The 16,372-nt window shown below is 71.2% G+C and carries 14 protein-coding genes; 7 read left to right on the top strand and 7 right to left on the bottom strand.

Features of this window, described 5'->3' with window-relative positions:
• Positions 1 to 21 precede the first annotated feature (21 nt).
• Entirely contained in the window at positions 22 to 315 is a 294-nt protein-coding gene (locus O7601_RS14035; protein ID WP_281566580.1) for an SRPBCC domain-containing protein, read from the top strand.
• Positions 312 to 719, top strand: a complete 408-nt coding sequence (locus tag O7601_RS14030) for a VOC family protein (protein WP_281566579.1) — start codon at positions 312 to 314, stop codon at positions 717 to 719. The genes O7601_RS14035 and O7601_RS14030 overlap by 4 nt, the downstream gene beginning before the upstream one ends.
• Before the next feature lie 11 nt (positions 720 to 730).
• Here the strand turns inward: O7601_RS14030 and O7601_RS14025 are convergent, their stop codons facing one another.
• From O7601_RS14025 to O7601_RS14015, 3 genes are all read right to left on the bottom strand, one after another.
• Entirely contained in the window at positions 731 to 3,289 is a 2,559-nt protein-coding gene (locus tag O7601_RS14025; RefSeq protein WP_281566578.1) for a bifunctional GNAT family N-acetyltransferase/acetate--CoA ligase family protein, read from the bottom strand.
• A 27-nt stretch (positions 3,290 to 3,316) separates the two neighbouring features.
• On the bottom strand, positions 3,317 to 4,498 hold the full coding sequence (locus O7601_RS14020) for an acetoin utilization protein AcuC (RefSeq protein ID WP_281566577.1): 1,182 nt from the start codon (positions 4,496 to 4,498) through the stop codon (positions 3,317 to 3,319).
• Between the two features lie 120 nt (positions 4,499 to 4,618).
• The gene (locus O7601_RS14015) at positions 4,619 to 5,482 is read right to left on the bottom strand and encodes a sulfurtransferase (RefSeq protein ID WP_281566576.1); all 864 of its coding nucleotides are present in this window, start codon (positions 5,480 to 5,482) and stop codon (positions 4,619 to 4,621) included.
• A 98-nt stretch (positions 5,483 to 5,580) separates the two neighbouring features.
• Between O7601_RS14015 and O7601_RS14010 the strand changes: the two genes are divergently transcribed.
• Entirely contained in the window at positions 5,581 to 6,270 is a 690-nt protein-coding gene (locus O7601_RS14010; RefSeq protein WP_093410274.1) for a metal-dependent transcriptional regulator, read from the top strand.
• Positions 6,271 to 6,282: 12 nt separating this feature from the next.
• Here the strand turns inward: O7601_RS14010 and O7601_RS14005 are convergent, their stop codons facing one another.
• Positions 6,283 to 6,522 (bottom strand): DUF5522 domain-containing protein, encoded by a 240-nt coding sequence (locus tag O7601_RS14005; RefSeq protein WP_281566575.1) that lies wholly within the window; start codon positions 6,520 to 6,522, stop codon positions 6,283 to 6,285.
• Between the two features lie 91 nt (positions 6,523 to 6,613).
• Between O7601_RS14005 and O7601_RS14000 the strand changes: the two genes are divergently transcribed.
• Together O7601_RS14000 and O7601_RS13995 are read left to right on the top strand one after the other, a co-directional pair.
• Entirely contained in the window at positions 6,614 to 6,955 is a 342-nt protein-coding gene (locus O7601_RS14000) for a YciI family protein (protein WP_281566574.1), read from the top strand.
• An 86-nt stretch (positions 6,956 to 7,041) separates the two neighbouring features.
• A complete protein-coding gene (locus tag O7601_RS13995) occupies positions 7,042 to 8,280 on the top strand; it encodes a DUF6596 domain-containing protein (RefSeq protein WP_281566916.1) in 1,239 nt (412 codons plus the stop codon).
• On the opposite strand, the gene O7601_RS13990 is transcribed toward O7601_RS13995, so the two are convergent.
• Positions 8,234 to 9,172: a helix-turn-helix domain-containing protein gene (locus O7601_RS13990; protein ID WP_281566573.1), complete on the bottom strand. Its 939-nt coding sequence runs from the start codon at positions 9,170 to 9,172 to the stop codon at positions 8,234 to 8,236. The genes O7601_RS13995 and O7601_RS13990 overlap by 47 nt on opposite strands.
• A gap of 83 nt (positions 9,173 to 9,255) precedes the next feature.
• Between O7601_RS13990 and O7601_RS13985 the strand changes: the two genes are divergently transcribed.
• Complete coding sequence (locus O7601_RS13985) at positions 9,256 to 9,663, top strand: DUF6010 family protein (RefSeq protein WP_281566572.1); 408 nt, start codon at positions 9,256 to 9,258, stop codon at positions 9,661 to 9,663.
• Here the strand turns inward: O7601_RS13985 and O7601_RS13980 are convergent.
• Entirely contained in the window at positions 9,660 to 10,610 is a 951-nt protein-coding gene (locus tag O7601_RS13980) for a DUF2332 domain-containing protein (RefSeq protein ID WP_281566571.1), read from the bottom strand. The two genes, O7601_RS13985 and O7601_RS13980, sit on opposite strands and share 4 nt — an antisense overlap.
• A 142-nt stretch (positions 10,611 to 10,752) precedes the next feature.
• Here O7601_RS13980 and O7601_RS13975 point away from each other — a divergent pair, with 142 nt between their 5' ends.
• On the top strand, positions 10,753 to 10,950 hold the full coding sequence (locus O7601_RS13975; protein WP_281566570.1) for a hypothetical protein: 198 nt from the start codon (positions 10,753 to 10,755) through the stop codon (positions 10,948 to 10,950).
• 122 nt (positions 10,951 to 11,072) lie between these two features.
• Here O7601_RS13975 and O7601_RS13970 read toward each other — a convergent pair whose 3' ends face one another.
• Positions 11,073 to 16,313 (bottom strand): adenosylcobalamin-dependent ribonucleoside-diphosphate reductase, encoded by a 5,241-nt coding sequence (locus O7601_RS13970; RefSeq protein WP_281566569.1) that lies wholly within the window; start codon positions 16,311 to 16,313, stop codon positions 11,073 to 11,075.
• Positions 16,314 to 16,372 lie beyond the last annotated feature (59 nt).

Genomic DNA, 16,372 nt, shown 5'->3' with positions numbered 1-16,372 from the left:
CCCGGCGGTTCGCCGGGGCCGATGCGTGCGTGCCGCTTGACGCGCGGCCACCAAGCAGGTACAAACCGGACGATCACGATGGCGCACCGACTCGTCTGCACCGAACGCTTCAACGACCAGTCGTACCCGGGCGACACCCTGGTCAGCCACACGTCCACCGAGCTGGCCGGGCGGACCACCGTCACCACCACCCTGCGCTACGCCACCCCCGAGGGACGCGACATCGCCCTGCGGTACCCGATGGTCCGTGGGGTCACCGAAAGCTTCACCCGACTCGCCGAACTGTTGGCGACGAGAACAGGAGGACAGCAGTGAACTGGACGCTGGAAGTGGTGGTCGTACCGGTCTCCGACGTGGACCGGGCCAAGGCTTTCTACGAGGACCAGCTCGGTTTCGCCGTCGACCACGACACCGTGATCGGCGACGACGTACGCATCGTGCAGTTGACCCCACCCGGGTCGGGCTGCTCGATCGTCATCGGCAAGGGCGCCGTGCCGCAGATGCCGCCGGGGTCGCTGAAGGGCCTGCAACTCGTCGTGCCGGACCTCGGCAAGGCCCGCGCCGAGTTGCTCGAACGCGGCGTCGAGGTGAGCGAGATCCAGGTGCTCGGCGAGAATCCGCGTCCGGTGCCGGAGCCGCTGGACAATGTCGGCTTCATCTACTTCGCCGACCCCGACGGCAACGCCTGGGCGGTGCAGCAGATCTCCAGCCGAGCCTGACCGGCCCCCACTCACAATCGACGGGGACCGGTGTCGGGGCGCGGCACAGCGGCGGAGCCGATCCGGACGTTCGCGTGCAGCACCGACAGGCCATCGGGTCGGGCCAGCACCGGGTTCAACGTCAGCGCCCGGACCCGGGGCTGGTCGTCGGCGAGGCGACCGACCCGCAACAGCAGGTCGGCCAGGGCGGCGCGATCGACCGGCGCGGCCCCCCGATGGCCACGAAGCAAGGGTGCCGCCCGGGGTGCGTCGACCAACTCGGCCGCGTCCCGGTCGGTCAGCGGCACCGCCCGCCACGCCCGATCGCCGAGCAGCTCGGTGGCGACCCCACCCAGCCCGAATCCGACCACCGGCCCGAACGCCGGATCCTCGACCAACTCCACGACACAGGCCACGCCGGGCGGCACCATCGGCTGCACCAGGACGTCCGGGCCGAAGGCCGCCACCAGTTCCGCACCGGCGCGGCGCACGGCGGCGGCGTCCGGCAGGTCGAGCCGGACCGCACCGAGGTCGAGGCGGTGCCGCAACCCCGGGGCCGCGGCCTTGAGCGCCACCGGAAACCCGAGCCGGGTGGCCACCTCGACGGCCTTGTCGACCGACGAGACCGGCACCGACTCGACCACGTCGATGCCGTACGCGGCCAGCAGCGCCTCCGCATCGGTGTCGTCCGCCCGCAGCGCCGCCTGCGCCGCCGCCGGATCGACGCCGGACAGCTCCGGCAGGGTCCCGGTCGGCCGACGCAGCCATTGCGCGTACGCGGTGACCCGGGCCAGCGCCCGGACCGCCTCCTCCACGCTCGGGTAGGAGGGCATCCCGGCCGGGGCACGGCCGACCAGGAAGGTGGCCACCACCGGCTTGCCACCGGAGAGAGCGGCAGGCACCGCGGCGGTGAAATCGGCCTCGGTGCCGGTGAACTGGCCGGGCAGCGGCGGGGCGAAGAACGCCACCAGCGCGTCGACCGCATCGTCGGTGGCCGCTGCGGCCAGCGCCTCGGCGAACTCGGCCGCGCTGGCCCTCGGACCGACGTCCCGCGGGTAGCCGTCGGCGACGGTGAGCCCCTGGGCTGCGCAGGCGGTGGCCGCGAGCCCGGTCAGCGCCGAGGAGTTGCCGACCACGCCGACCCGGTCACCGGCCGGCAGCGGCTGGTTGGCCAGTAGCACCCCGACGTCGAGCAGCTCACCGACGGTGTCCACCCGGATCACCCCGGACTGGGCGAACAGCGCACTGACCGCCGTGGCGTCCGGGCCGGCGACGTCACCGACACCCGACGGGCGGGCCGGTGAGGCCAACGCCACCACCGGTTTGTCCCGGCCGATCCGCCGGGCCAGCCGGGCGAACTTGCGCGGGTTACCGAAGGTCTCCAGGTACAGCATGATCACGTCGGTGCCGGGGTCGTCCTGCCAGTACTGCAAGAGGTCGTTGCCGGAGACATCGGCCCGGTTGCCGGCCGAGACGAAGCTGGACAGGCCGAGCCCCCGCCGGTCCGCCTCGGCCAGCAGCGCCACGCCGAACGCACCGGACTGGCTGAAGATGCCGACCCGGCCCGGCACCGGCAGGCGCGGGGCGAGGGTGGCGTTGAGGCGTACGCCCGGGTCGGTGTTGGCCACCCCCAGGCAGTTCGGGCCGATCACCCGCATGCCGGCGGCGTGGGCCGCGCGGACCAGCGCACGCTGCGCGGCGGCGCCCTCGACACCGGCCTCGGCGAAGCCGGCGGAGATCACGACCAGTCCGTGCGCCCCGGCCGCCGCGGCGTCGGTGACCACCGACGCGGCGGCCTCCGGGGGCACCGCCACCACCGCCAGGTCGACCGGCAGTCCGGCCTCGGCAGCCGACGGGTACGCGGGCAGCCCGGCCACCCGCGCGGCGCTCGGGTGCACCGGCACCACCGACCCGGTGAACCCGCCGTCGCGCAGGTGCCCGAGCACCGCCGCACCGACCCCCTGGCCGGTGGCGCTGGCGCCGTAGACGGCGACGCCACGCGGGGCGAGCAGCCGGGCGATGGACCGCGCCTCGGTACGGTGCTCCCGTCCGCGCTGCACCTCCAGGGTCGTCTCGGTGGGCGCGATCGGAAAACTCAGGTGCACCACACCGTCGGCGAACTGGCGCTGGATCTGGTACCCGAAGTCGGCGAAGACCCGCAGCATCTGCCCGTTGGCCGGGAGCACCTCGGCCACGAAGTTGACGATCCCGGCCCGGCGGGCGGCGTCGGCGAGATGCTCCATCAGCACCGATCCGATGCCCCGCCCCTGGTAGGCGTCCTCGACCACGAAGGCCACCTCGGCGTCGGGCGAGGCCGGGCCGAGCCGTTCGTAGCGGCCCACAGCGACGATCCGGTCGCCGGCCAGGACCACGAACGCCTCCCGGTCACGGTGGTCGACGTTGACGAAGCGGCGCAGGTCCCGCTCCGGGATCCGTGGGTACGGCGAGAAGTAGCGCAGGTAGCGGGTGCGTTCGGAGAACCGCGAGTGCATCGCCACGATCTCGGGCGCGTCGGACGGCTGGATCGGTCGCAACTGGACCGTGCTGCCGTCGCTGAGCAGCACGTCCACGGCGTGTTCGGCTGTGGTCACCTCGGACGGCCCTCCCGGCCGGCTCAGTCAGTCACGCGGATCGTGCGGGTCGAGGCCGAGCAGCGGGAAGACCGCTTTCCGGGTTGCCGCGATCGCCCGGTCCACCGGGCTCGGCTCCCCGGTCGGCTGCCACGGCTCGTAGCCCGGGTCGACGTCGTCGGTCATCCGCAGCGGTACGTCGAAGCCGGGCCGACGGGCCATGGCCAGTGACCGCCAGGCCGGCGGGGTCAGCGTCGCCGGATCCAACGGCACGCCGGTGGCCACCGCCAGCAGGTGCGTCCAGGCCCGGGGCACCACCTCGACCAGGGCGTACCCGCCACCGCCGGTGGCCACCCAGCGCCCGTCGCACAACTCGTCGGCGAGCGCCCGCAACGCCAGGTAGGTGGCGCGCTGCCCGTCGACGGACAGGTGCAGGTCGGCCAGGGGGTCGACGCGGTGGGCGTCCGCCCCGCACTGGGTGAACAGAAGTTGTGGACGGAACGCCCGCAGCACCGACGGCACGACCGCGTGGAAGGCGCGCTGCCAACCGGCGTCCTCGACCCCGGGCGGCAACGGGATGTTGACCGCGGTGCCGGCGGCGTTCGGGCCGCCTGTCTCGTCCGGGAAGCCGGTGCCGGGGAACAGGGCGAGCGGTGTCTCGTGCAGGCTTACCGTCAGCACCCGTGGGTCGTCCCAGAAGATCTGCTGCACCCCGTCGCCGTGGTGCACGTCGACGTCGACGTACGCGATGCGCTCAGCGCCCAGGTCGAGCAGCCGGGCGATGGCCACCGCCGGGTCGTTGTAGACACAGAAGCCGGCGGCGCGGGCCGGCATCGCGTGGTGCAGACCGCCGGCGACGTTTACCGCCCGACGGGCCGTGCCCCGCCACACCGCCTCGGCTGCGATCACGCTCGCTCCGGCGACCAGCGCGCTGGACTCGTGCATCCCGTCGAAGACGGGATTGTCCGAAGTGCCCAGACCGAACCCGGCGAAGAGCGGGTCGCGTGGCGCGATCCGCACCGCGTCGAGGTAGCGCGGGTCGTGCACCCGGGTGAGCAGGTGGTCGTCGGCGGGCGACGGCGGCACCAGCCGCACCCCGGCCCGCTCCAGGATGCCCAGCTCCCGAGCGAGGGCGATGGTCAACTCCACCCGCACCGGATCGAGCGGGTGGTCACCGAGGTCGTAGGCGAGCAGCGACTCGTCCCACACCACCAGCGTGTCGTCGGACATCTGCCCATGGTCGCACGGGGGCGGGTCGGCGGCTCGGCCGCCGGGCCGCGCGCTGGTCAGCCGTCACACCGGTCAGTCCCCGCACCGGGTCGGCGCCGGCCATACCGCCGATGCCTCCGGTCAGGCGGTGGGCCGTTCCGGCTGGGGGTCGGTGGCCACCGGTCGGGCCGGGTCGACCACCCAGTCGCTCCACGAGCCGACGTAGAGCGCGGCGTCCGTGCGGCCGGCCAGATGCAGCGCGAGCACGGCCTGCGCAGCGGTCACCCCGGATCCGCAGTACGCCCCGACCGGTGCCTCGGCGGCCACACCGGCAGTGGCGAAACGGTCCCGCAGCGCCTCCGCAGCCGGGAAGCGTCCCTCGGCGACGTACTCGGACGCGGGCAGATTCACCGCGCCGGGGATGTGGCCGGCGACCGGATCGACGGGCTCGTGCTCGCCCCGGTAGCGGGGCGCGGCCCGCACGTCGATCAGGACACCGTCGCCGGCCGCCAGACGGGCGGCAGCCGCCGCGTCCAGCACCGGCAGGGCTCCCGGGCGGACGGTCACGTCGCCCGACCTCGGAGCGGGTTGCTCGGTGCTGACCGGCAGGCCGGCCGCCGTCCAGGCCGGGTAGCCGCCGGGCAGCAGCCGGACCGACCGATGCCCCGCCCAGCGCAGCGTCCACCAGGCCCGAGCCGCCGACATGCCGTCGCCGCCGTCGTACACCACCACGGGATGACCGGCCCGCACGCCGGCCGCCCGCAACGCCGCCTCCAGCGCCGCCGGTTCGGGCAGCGGGTGCCGTCCGGCCGGGCCGGGAGCGCCGCACAGCGCGGTGTCCAGGTCGACGAAGACGGCACCCGGCAGGTGTCCCGCCAGGTAGTCGTCCCGTCCGGGTGCCCCGACCAGGCGCCAGCGGACATCGAGCAGGGTGGGTGGGTCGGTTCCTTCGAGTTCGGCGGCGAGCCGCTCGGCCTCGACCAGAAGATCCTCAGTAGCGGACATGGCCCACAGTCAACACCATGAGTGACATTCCCTACGGTTCGGCGACAGACGTCCGGGGCGGGGGAGGGTACCATCAAGGCTGGAGGGCCGCTGAAACCATGAAGTCTCACGACCTGGTCGATACGACCGAAATGTACTTGCGTACGATCCTCGAGCTCGAGGAGGAGGGCGTGCCTCCGTTGCGCGCCCGGATCGCCGAACGCCTGCGCCAGAGCGGCCCCACGGTCAGTCAGACCGTCGCCCGGATGGAACGCGACGGCCTGCTCACCGTCGAAGGTGACCGGCACCTCAGCCTCACCGAGCAGGGGCGCAGCGCCGCCGTCTCGGTGATGCGCAAGCACCGGCTCGCCGAGCTGCTGCTGGTTAACGTGATCGGGATGCCCTACGAGGAGGCCCACGAAGAGGCCTGCCGCTGGGAGCACGTGATGAGCGACGCGGTCGAGAAGCGGGTCTACGACCTGCTCAACCGGCCGACCCGGTCGCCGTACGGCAACCCGATCCCGGGGCTGGACGAGTTGGGCTCGCCCGGCCAGGCCGAGCCCGAGCCGATCGACGGCGAGCGCAACCTGGCCTTCCCCGGCCTGACCGGCACCGTCGTCGTACGTCGGATCTGCGAGAGCGTACAGACCGACGCCGAGGTGCTCCGTCAACTGCACGCGGCCGGGGTCGACCCGGGTGCCACGGTGACGGTGGCGCAGGAGCGCGATTCCGTGTCGATCGACCGCTCCGGCGAGAGCGTCCGGTTGCCCCGGGAGATCGCCTCTCGGGTCTTCGTCGCCGCCGCCTGACCCGAAGCGATCTCAGCTCTCGTACGGGCAGTGTCGACAGCCCCGGCCGCAGCAGGTGCCGCGGCGGGCCAGGAATCCGGCCGTGAGGACGAACAGGCCGGTGTCCGGGTCAAGGTAGCCGGCGTCACCGGCGGCCAGGGCGGCGGCGTGCGCTGCGAGGATGTGCTGTCGGCCGGGATGATCGGGCGGCAGCCGCGACGGGTGCGGCTCGGTCAGGGGCCGTGCCGCCAGGGGCCGTCGCTCTCCGCTCATCCCGAGCAGTCTAGGTTTTCCCGGGCGGCGTCAATCCGCACTGGCCCCGTCCATCGATGGGACAGAGGATGAAGTCGATCAAGGAGACACCATGGCTCAGTACGCAGTCCTGATCTACTCGCCGGCACCGGCCGACCCGATGGACCTCACCCCCGACTACATCGCCCTGCTGGACCGGTACCCCGCGCAGGTGGCGGAACTCGGCGGGCAGATCGTGACGGGCTTCGCCCTGCAACCGAGCACCACCGCCACCGCGGTACGCGATGACCTCGTCACCGACGGCCCGTTCATCGAGGCCAAGGAGGTCGTCGCCGGGTTCTTCGTGCTGGAGGCGCCCGACCTGGACACCGCTGTGCGGATCGCCAAGCTGAACCCGGCCACCATCGACGGCGGGGTGGAGGTCCGGCCGCTGTTCGAGCCGCCCGCCGAGTGAGCGGCGGCGAGCGCACCGTCGTGCCGGCCACGACCGCCGAGGTCGAACGGGCCGTCGCGGACGCGCACCGCCGCGAGTGGACGTTCGTGCTCGCCGCCACGGCTCGCGTCGCCGGTGACTTCGACCTCGCCGAGGAGAGCGTCCAGGAGGCGTACCTGGCCGCGCTCGGCGCCTGGGCCCGCGACGGCGTACCGGAGCGGCCCGGCGCCTGGCTCACCGCCACGGCCCGGCGCAAGGCCCTCGACGTGCTGCGCCGCCGGCAGGTGCTGCGCACCAAACTGCCCCTGCTGGTGGAACCGGACCAGGCGGAGCCGGACGTCCCGGACGAGGTGGCCGTGCCGGACGACCGGCTGCGTCTGGTCTTCACCTGCTGCCACCCGACGCTCGCCCAGGAAGCGCAGGTCGCGCTCACCCTGCGCCTGGTCTGCGGCGTGAGCACCGCCGACATCGCCAACGCCTTCCTGGTCCCCGAGCCGACCATGGCGGCACGCATCACCCGCGCCAAGAAGAAGATCGCCGCCGCCCGGATCCCCTACCGGGTCCCCGAAGCCGCCGAACTGCCCGAACGGCTCGACGCGGTGCTCACCGTCGTACACCTGCTCTACACCACCGGACACACGGCGCCGAGCGGCGGCGACCTGGTCCGTGTCGACCTGGTCGACCGCGCGCTGCACCTGGCCCGGATGCTGGCGGCCCTGCTGCCCGACGAGCCGGAGGTACCCGGTCTGCTCGCACTGCTGCTGCTCACCGACGCCCGCCGGGCCACCCGTATCGACGCCGAGGGCCGGCTGCTGCGGCTGGAGGACCAGGACCGTTCCGCCTGGGACCGGGACGCCATCGCCGAGGGACAACGCCTGGTGCTCGACGCGTTCCGCACCGGACGCGCCGGTCGGTACGCGCTGCAAGCCGCCATCGCCTCGCTGCACGCCCTCGCGCCCAGCTACCAGGCGACCGACTGGCCGCAGATCATCCGGCTCTACGACGCCCTGCTGGACCGCTGGCCCTCCCCGGTGGTCAAACTCAACCGGGCGGTGGCGGTGTCGATGGTGGACGGACCGGCCACGGCGCTCGCCGAGGTCGACACCCTCGCCCAGGACCACCGGCTGGCCGGCTACCACTACCTGCCGGCGATCCGGGCCGATCTGCTGCGCCGGCTCGGCCGCGACGCCGAGGCGGCGGGAGCCTACCGGGATGCCCTGGAGCTGGTGGACAACGACGCCGAACGCGACTTCCTCACCACCCGTCTCGGCGAGGTGCTCCCCGCTGACGATGCCCGGGTCAGACCACCGCGGGCGGGAAGGCCGCCCGGTAGTCGCGTGGGCTGACGCCGACAAGCTGCCGGAAGCACGCCCGGAAGGCCGTCGGCGACGTGAAGCCGACCAGCTCGCCGATCCGCTCGACCGGCTGGTCGCTGCGCTCCAGCAGATGCTGGGCCCGTCGGACCCGGTGCCGGCTGAGCCACCGCATCGGCGTGGTGCCCGTCTGATCTCGGAAGTGCCGGCTCAACGACCTCGGGCTCATCGTCGCGTATGCGGCCATCTCGGCCAGGGTGAGCGGGCGGTGCAGGTTGTCGGTCAGCCACTCCAGCAGCGAAGACAGGCTGTGCCCGGCCGGCGCGGGTGGCTCGTACGCGATGAACTGTGCCTGCCCACCGGCCCGTTCCAACGGCATCACGCAGCCACGGGCGGTTTCGGCTGCGACGGCGGCACCATGGTCGCGGCGTACCACGTGCAGGCAGAGATCGAGCCCGGCGGCGGCACCGGCCGAGGTCAACACCGGCGCATCCTCGACGAACAGCACGTCCGGGTCGACGATGACGCTCGGATACCGGCGAGCCAGCTCGGCTGCGGCAGCCCAGTGGGTGGTGACCCGCCGCCCGTCGAGCCGACCTGCGGCGGCCAGCACGAAGGCACCCGTACAGATCGAGAGCAGCCGGGCCGGGCTGGCGGCCAGTGCCGCGCGGACCGCCTCCGGCAACGGTGTGTCCAGTTCGGCCATCCCCGGTACGACCACCGTGTCCGCCTCGTCCAGCAGAGACAGGTCGTACGGCACCCGCAGCCCGAGCGCACCGGCCCGGACCTCGTCGGTCGCCCCGCACACCCGGACCTGGTACGCGGCACCACCGCCGGCCAGCCGGACCCGGCCGAACACCTCGACCGGCACGGACAGGTCGAACGGAACCACCCCGTCGTACGCGACGACCACCACTCGGTGCATCCGCCCATTCTGGCGAGAACCCGTCGGTCGATGGCTCGCCGGCCCCTGCTCGACGCCGCCGCCGGTACCTAGATTGACCGCTCATGAACATCGTCGTGCCGCTGCTCATCGGCGTCCTCTACGTCTGCCTCAACTCGTTGATCCGGGAACCGCACCGCCGCCGCTTCAACGCCATCATGATCGCGGGAGCGGGCGCGGCCTACCTCAGCGGCGGTGGGCTCGGGGCGTGGGAGTTCCCGTTCGTGGCCGTGCTGGTCTACGTGGCCTTCCGGGGGCTGGATTCGTGGCGGTGGATCGGCGTCGGCTGGCTGCTGCACACCGGCTGGGACGTCGTACACCACCTCAAGGGCAACCCGATCATCCCCTTCGCCCACGACTCGTCGTTCGGCTGCGCGATCTGCGACCCGGTCATCGCGCTCTGGTGCCTGACCGGTGGCTGGTCACTGCGGGACCTGCTCCACCTCCGCTCGGCCGAGCCCGTGGCAAGCTAGCCGAACCAGGTGATCTCCTGACCGTGCCCGCGGGTCCAGGCAAGCGGCTGCCCGTCGAGCGCGAGCACGTTGAGGTGCGCGTCGCTCGGCGGCTGCGGCAGTGCGGCGTACCGCAGCACGCTCGGCCCCTCGTTGGCGATCCAGTGGCCGGGCAGCCGGCGTACCTCCTCGGCGAAGGCCGACCGGCGCGGCGTCGGCACCATATAGAGCACGCTCGTGTGGAAGACCACCAGGGTGGCGTCGGCCGGTGCCTGCGCGGCCAGCGCCGGCAGGTCGTCGACCAGGTCGCCGCGGACCAGCAGCGGCGGATCGGCTGCGGCGATGGCCGCCGCCGACCGCAGCCGGGCCCGGCGATGCTCGTGCTCCGGCCAAATCAGGGCGTCGAGCCAGGTCAGGTCGGCCGGATCGGTCAAGTCGAGCGGATTCAGGTCCAGGCCGGCTCGCCACACCACCTCCGGCCGATGGTCCGGCGGCGTCAGGTTGGTGGCCACGCAGTCGAGCACCGGCTCCCCCGTGCCGATCAGGTGGCCACCGGGCGAGCTGCCGGCGTAGCGGTACGCGTACCGGTCGGGGTAGAGGCAGAGACCGGCGGAGGCACCGACCTCAAGCAAGGCAAGCGGCTGCGGGAGCGCCGCGAGCAACGGCAGCAGTACGGCGCAGCGACCGGCTTCGTTGGTTTGCGTGACCCGGGTACGGACCTCCGCCTCCACCGTCGACCAGTTGGCCACCAGGTAGTCATGAAACGCGTCCGGTGCGTCGACCGGCCCGCCGAGCAGGCGTACCACGCTGAACAACAGGTTCGGCTGCTGCTTGGCCTCCGGCAGGGTGCCCAGCAGGCCGAGCAGTTCCTGGTCTCGGGAGACCGAGCGGGCCAGTCGCTCGTACGAGGGAGAGACCCCGCGAGCCTCGCGCTCGGCGAACCAGACGTAGCGCTCCGCGATCGTCATAACCCGATCATCCCAACAACACGGTCACTGTGAACGGTGACCTCCATCGCCGCCGCTCGCCACGAAATCTTGGTGCGAAACCGCCCTCGGAGGGGCGGTTTCGCACCAAGATCCCATGGTTGTCGCTCGGTACGGTGCGGGGATGTACGCCGAACAGACTGGCTTCGCGCACGTCCACTTCCACGTGGTGCCCCGCCCGGCGGACATCCCGCTCGACCACCGTGGCCCGCGTGCCTCCGCCTACCTGAAGGCGCCACCCGACGAACGTGTCCCCGAGGCCACCATGGACTCCCTCGCCATCGAGCTGCGCGGCCACCTCGCCACCGAACCCACGCCATGAAGCGTCGGTGCAGCCAATCTTGGTACGGAAGTGCCCCTGGAACGGCGGTTTCGGTCCAAGATCGCAAGAGACGAACGAGCCCCGGGCGGTGTGATCCGGCCGGGGCTCGTCGCTTACTTGGGTCAGCTACAGCCGCTGGTGGAGCCGCAGCCCTCGCAGACGTAGCAGCTACCGGCCGGGCGCATCTTCGTACCGCAGGTGAAGCAGAGCGGTGCATCGGCGGCCTTGCCGATCACGGCCTCCAGCAGCTCGGTGCTGGAACCGACAGGCGGTGCCGGCTTGACCGCGGCGACGTCGGCGAGTTCCTGGGCCGGCTGGGCTACCGGACCGGCCTTCGGCTCCTCCGGCTTGGCCTCCACCGGGGCGGAGGCGGCCATCGCGGTCAGGTCCGTGCCGTTCGCCTCGGCCTCGGCCTCGGCGACGAGCTGGGCGGCCCGCTCCTTGGCGGTGAAGATGCCCAGCTCGGCACGGCGCTCGTAGGGCAGGAAGTCCAACGCCAGGCGACGGAAGATGTAGTCCATCACCGAGGCGGCCATCCGCACGTCCGGGTCGTCGGTCATGCCGGCCGGCTCGAAGCGCATGTTCGTGAACTTGCTGACGTACGTCTCCAGCGGCACGCCGTACTGCAAGCCGATGGAGATGGCCACCGAGAAGGCGTCCATCACCCCGGCCAGCGTGGAGCCCTGCTTCGACATCTTGAGGAAGACCTCGCCGAGACCGTCGTCCGGGTACGACGAGGCGGTGAGGTAGCCCTCGGCCCCGCCCACGGAGAAGGAGATGGTCTCCGACGGACGCTTCTTCGGCAGCCGCTTGCGCACCGGGCGGTACTCGACGACCTTCTCCACCACCGGCTCGACCGCGGTGGTGGTCGCCTCCGGCTCGGCGGCCTTCTTCTTCGCCGCCGACAGCGGCTGGCCGACCTTGCAGTTGTCCCGGTAGATGGCCAGCGCCTTGAGGCCGAGCTTCCAGCCCTCAAAGTAGATCTTCTCGACGTCCTCGACGGTGGCCTGCTCCGGCATGTTCACCGTCTTGGAGATGGCACCGGAGATGAACGGCTGGACCGCCGCCATCATCCGCACGTGCCCCATCGGCGCGATGGACCGCTCGCCCATGGCACAGTCGAAGACCGGGTAGTGCTCCGGCTTGAGGCCGGGGGCGTCCACCACGTGACCCTGGTCGGCGATGTGCTCGACGATCGCCTCGACCTGCTCCTCCGGGTAGCCGAGGGAGCGCAGGGCGCGCGGCACGGTCTGGTTGACGATCTGCATCGAGCCGCCGCCGACCAGCTTCTTGAACTTGACAAGCGCCAGGTCCGGCTCCACGCCCGTGGTGTCGCAGTCCATCATGAGGCCGATGGTGTTGTGGCTGACGAAGCCCGAGGCGACGTAGGTGACGTTCTCCGGCACCGACAGGTCGTAGGTCGGCTGGATGCCGCCGTCCTCGTTGGCCGCGACCGTCTCGAACAGGTAGCCGAGGGCATGCCCGAGCCGGTCGTCGCCGGTCTCGGCGAAGATACGCATCGCCACTGCCCGCGGCACTCCCCCAGTCCGGCGCAGCGACTGACCGACGGTGTCGCGCAACTCGTGCCCGGCCGGCACGAGCAGCTCCCACAGCGCCTCGGGCAGGTGAATCCGGTCCCGGTTCCCAGTCTGCGTCGGCTCGGTGACCAGCAGCCGAGCCTTGCGCTCGCCGATGAAGCCGACGACCTCCTCGAACGCCAGAGCGTGTTCCATGTTGCGCAGCCGAACCTGCCACATGTCCGAGCCCAGCCCGCTGGTCGTGCGGCGGGTCGTGGTGGCCATGCCGAGCGCGAGCAGCAGCGTACGCAGCTCGGCGGCGAACGATTCCGTCGACGTCGAGACCGACGGCACTCCGGCGGCAACTGACCCGTCCGCCTCAAACAGACCGCGCAGGAAGGCTCCGTAGACGGCGGGGTCGTTGGTCTCCAGGATCGCCGACGGCACCCGGGGCGACCAGCCCTTGCCAGTGTGGTCGACCTGCGGCAGGGTCTTGGCGAACCCGGCCGCCTGCCACCAGCGGGCCAGCCGCACCGACTGAAGGGTCACCTCCTGATAACCGGCCTGCGCCGTGACGACCGGCTCCAGTCCGAAGAGGCCCTTGCTCAGTACCCGGAGACGCTCGATCACATCGAGGTCGGTGTCGGCGACGCTGAACCGGACGCCCTTGGCGTGCAGGCTGCCGTCGCCCATGAAGTAGCCGACCAGCTCTGCGAGATCCCCGTCGACGTGCTCGGGGACGTACAGCCGACGGTCATCGGCGTAGTAGGCCTGGTCGAGCACCGGCAGCGGCACCTGTCGCGGTTCGCCGACCAAAGTGCCGAGCTGCATCGGTACGAGATCGCCCGGGGCGACCTCCGCCATCCGCTTCCACACCCACGCACCGCTCTGCGGTTCAACGACCTTGATCCGGTGGGCGAGGGTGCCCTGGATCGCGTAGCCGCCGTCGGTGACCACGCGCCGGGTCGGCTCCTCACCGTTTATGAAGAACTTGGTCGCCCGGCGAGCGCCCTCGTCGGTGGAGACCTGCATGTCGAGGTCCTGCCAGCGGTCGCCGTACATGTCGCCGATCTCGCCCAGCCGCATCAGGCCACGGTCGGTGGTGACAAGCGTGTCCGGGGTCAGACAGCCGGTCGGGGCGAGCACGCTGGCCTGCGAGTTGCGCCAGCCGTTCTTGTCGCCGATCTTGTTGCCCTGGGTCCACTGCTTGGTGGCCTCGCGGACCAGCGCGATGGCCACCGTGCCGGAGGGCTTGATCTCGTCGTTGGCCGCGGCGTGCTTGCGCATCACCCGCTTGTGCGGCTCCGCGTTGCGGGCGTAGCCGTCGTACGCGCCGACGATGCCGGCCAGTTCGGCCGAGCGGCGGTACGCCGTGCCGGTCATCAGCGAGGTGATCGCGGCCGAGAGCGAACGGCCCTGGTCCGAGTCGTACGGCAGGCCGGAGGCCATCAGCAGGGCGCCCAGGTTGGCGTAGCCGATGCCGAGCTGCCGGTACGCCCGGGTGGTCTCGCCGATCTTCTCGGTCGGGAAGTCGGCGAAGCAGATCGAGATGTCCATCGCGGTGATGACCAGCTCGACGCTCTTGACGAACTTCTCCACCTCGAAGCCGCCGTCGGCGCGGAGGAACTTCATCAGGTTCAGCGAGGCCAGGTTGCACGAGGAGTTGTCCAGGTGCAGGTACTCCGAGCACGGGTTCGACGCGGTGATCCGGCCGGTCTCCGGGCAGGTGTGCCAGTCGTTGATGGTGTCGTCGTACTGGAGGCCCGGGTCGGCGCACTCCCAGGCGGCCTGGGAGATGGTGCGGAACAGGTTCTTGGCGTCGATGGTGTCGATCACCGCACCGTCGAGCCGGCCGCGCAGGTCGAAGCTGCCGCCGTTCTCCACCGCCGACATGAACTCGTCGGAGACCCGGACCGAGTTGTTGGCGTTCTGGTACTGCACGCTGACGATGTCGGAACCGCCCAGGTCCATGTCGAACCCGGCGTCACGCAGCGCGCGGATCTTGTCTTCCTCGCGCGCCTTGGTGACCACGAACTCCTCGATGTCGGGGTGGTCGACGTCGAGGATGACCATCTTGGCCGCGCGCCGGGTGGCGCCGCCGGACTTGATGGTGCCGGCGCTGGCGTCGGCGCCGCGCATGAAGCTGACCGGGCCGGAGGCGGTACCGCCGGAGGAGAGCAGCTCCCGGGACGACCGGATGCGGGACAGGTTGACCCCGGAACCGGAACCACCCTTGAAGATCAGCCCCTCCTCCTTGTACCAGTCGAGGATCGAATCCATCGAGTCGTCGACAGCGAGGATGAAGCAGTTGTGCACCCGGAGGTTGCCGGCCAGGAACTCGCCGCTCTCGGTCTGGATGTCGTAGACCTCCATCGACCCGATCGGCTCGATACGGTCGATCTCCAGCCGCTTGACATCCGCGGCGGGCCGGCCCGGCTTGGCGAAGCCCGCTTCGAGCTTGGCCATCTTCTCCGCGCCGACGAACCCGATGTGGGTGGCGAAGAGGTCCCGGTCACCGTCGTTCTGGATGCGGACCGTCCACGCGCCCTTGCGATCCGGACGCGGATCAGCCTTGAACGACACCCGGGAGAAGATCCCGAAGCGCAGCAGCAGGCTCTGCACACCCCGGATCAGTTCTTCGGAGATCATGTCCGCCGCGACGAGCGTGGACCGCTCACGCGCCGAGACGTAGCCCTCGGCCTGGAAGATGCTGCGCAGGTACGCGGCGACCACCGGCAGCGGCGCGGTGAACAACCGCTGCGGCACCCGCATGTCGGTACCCCGGGTCAGCAGGTCCCACCTCTCCACGAACGGGCGAAGGTGCTCGCCGTAGAGGCGGGTACGCCGGCAGTCGAGGTTCTGGTCCTGGGTTGTCACCGAGCGCTCCTTGCGGTGCGCGCCAGGGAACACCTCGTCGAGGATGGTGGTGACCCACTCCAACTCGTCGTCGTTGACGGTCATCGCCTCGATCGTCAGCGACCGGTTGGTGCCCTCGGCGTACTGGCCGACGAACCCGTCCGACTGCAACCAGCCGGCCAACGCCGCCTCGCGGATATCCCGCAGGTCCAGTTCACTTTCGCCGTAGGCGTAGGTGCGGTGCCATTCGAGCTTGTCGCCCGGGTTGAGGCTGCCGGCCTCGACCCATTCACCGGTGCCGCTGCCCGTGCTCTTCCACACCACGTGGTCCGGCGTGACATCGAGCGTGTAGCCCGCCTTGGTGTGCAGTCGGAGGACGTCGCGCACCCCGTTCGCCTTGACGGCCACGATGCTGGTGAGACCGGTGCCGTCGTAGACCTTGGCGCCGACGGCGCCCTCTTCGACAAGCTTGCCGATCGGCACCAGCCCGCCGGGGGTGCTGACCAGCGAGTCGTACGGCAGGCAGGCTGATACCTGCTGGGGCGAGGGGGTGCCGACGTTGAACCAGACCGGGGAGTTGAAGCTGAACACCTGGTGCAGCAGCATCCAGGTCAGCTCGTGCGCGAAGACCTCGGCGTCGGCCGGGGAGGCGAAGTAGCCGTACTCCTCACCGGCGGTGCGGTAGGTGGTGACCACCCGGTCGATCAACTGCTTGAGCGACCACTCGCGTTCCGGGGTCCCCACCGCGCCCCGGAAGTACTTGGTGGTCACGATGTTGGCCGCGTTGACGCTCCAACTCTGCGGGTACTCCACGCCCCGCTGCTCGAAGTTGATCGAGCCGTCCCGCCAGTTCGTCATCACGACGTCGCGGCGTTCCCAGGTGACCTCGTCGTACGGGTGCACTCCCGGGGTCGTCCAGACCCGCTCGACCTTGAGCCCCGCGCCCGCCTTGCTTCGTGACCTGCTTGTTGTCACACCGTCCCCCGGCATCTCATCCGCCCCCTCGTCCACGCGGGCTCGCCGCGCGATCCGACTGTCACTGGTACTGC

The organism is Verrucosispora sp. WMMD573 (assembly GCF_027497175.1).
Classification (GTDB): Bacteria; Actinomycetota; Actinomycetes; order Mycobacteriales; family Micromonosporaceae; genus Micromonospora.
The sequence above is the reverse complement of the archived record's forward strand: the minus strand, read 5'-3'. Positions and strand labels throughout refer to the sequence as shown.

Excerpts from the sequence above, each read along its gene's own strand:
- O7601_RS14035 (WP_281566580.1), top strand. The coding sequence starts at position 22 with ATGCGTGCGTGCCGCTTGACGCGCGGCCACCAAGCAGGTACAAACCGG.
- O7601_RS14020 (WP_281566577.1), bottom strand. The coding sequence starts at position 4,498 with ATGTCCGACGACACGCTGGTGGTGTGGGACGAGTCGCTGCTCGCCTAC.
- O7601_RS14015 (WP_281566576.1), bottom strand. The coding sequence starts at position 5,482 with ATGTCCGCTACTGAGGATCTTCTGGTCGAGGCCGAGCGGCTCGCCGCC.
- O7601_RS14010 (WP_093410274.1), top strand. The coding sequence starts at position 5,581 with ATGAAGTCTCACGACCTGGTCGATACGACCGAAATGTACTTGCGTACG.
- O7601_RS14005 (WP_281566575.1), bottom strand. The coding sequence starts at position 6,522 with ATGAGCGGAGAGCGACGGCCCCTGGCGGCACGGCCCCTGACCGAGCCG.
- O7601_RS14000 (WP_281566574.1), top strand. The coding sequence starts at position 6,614 with ATGGCTCAGTACGCAGTCCTGATCTACTCGCCGGCACCGGCCGACCCG.
- O7601_RS13990 (WP_281566573.1), bottom strand. The coding sequence starts at position 9,172 with ATGCACCGAGTGGTGGTCGTCGCGTACGACGGGGTGGTTCCGTTCGAC.
- O7601_RS13985 (WP_281566572.1), top strand. The coding sequence starts at position 9,256 with ATGAACATCGTCGTGCCGCTGCTCATCGGCGTCCTCTACGTCTGCCTC.
- O7601_RS13980 (WP_281566571.1), bottom strand. The coding sequence starts at position 10,610 with ATGACGATCGCGGAGCGCTACGTCTGGTTCGCCGAGCGCGAGGCTCGC.
- O7601_RS13975 (WP_281566570.1), top strand. The coding sequence starts at position 10,753 with ATGTACGCCGAACAGACTGGCTTCGCGCACGTCCACTTCCACGTGGTG.
- O7601_RS13970 (WP_281566569.1), bottom strand. The coding sequence starts at position 16,313 with ATGCCGGGGGACGGTGTGACAACAAGCAGGTCACGAAGCAAGGCGGGC.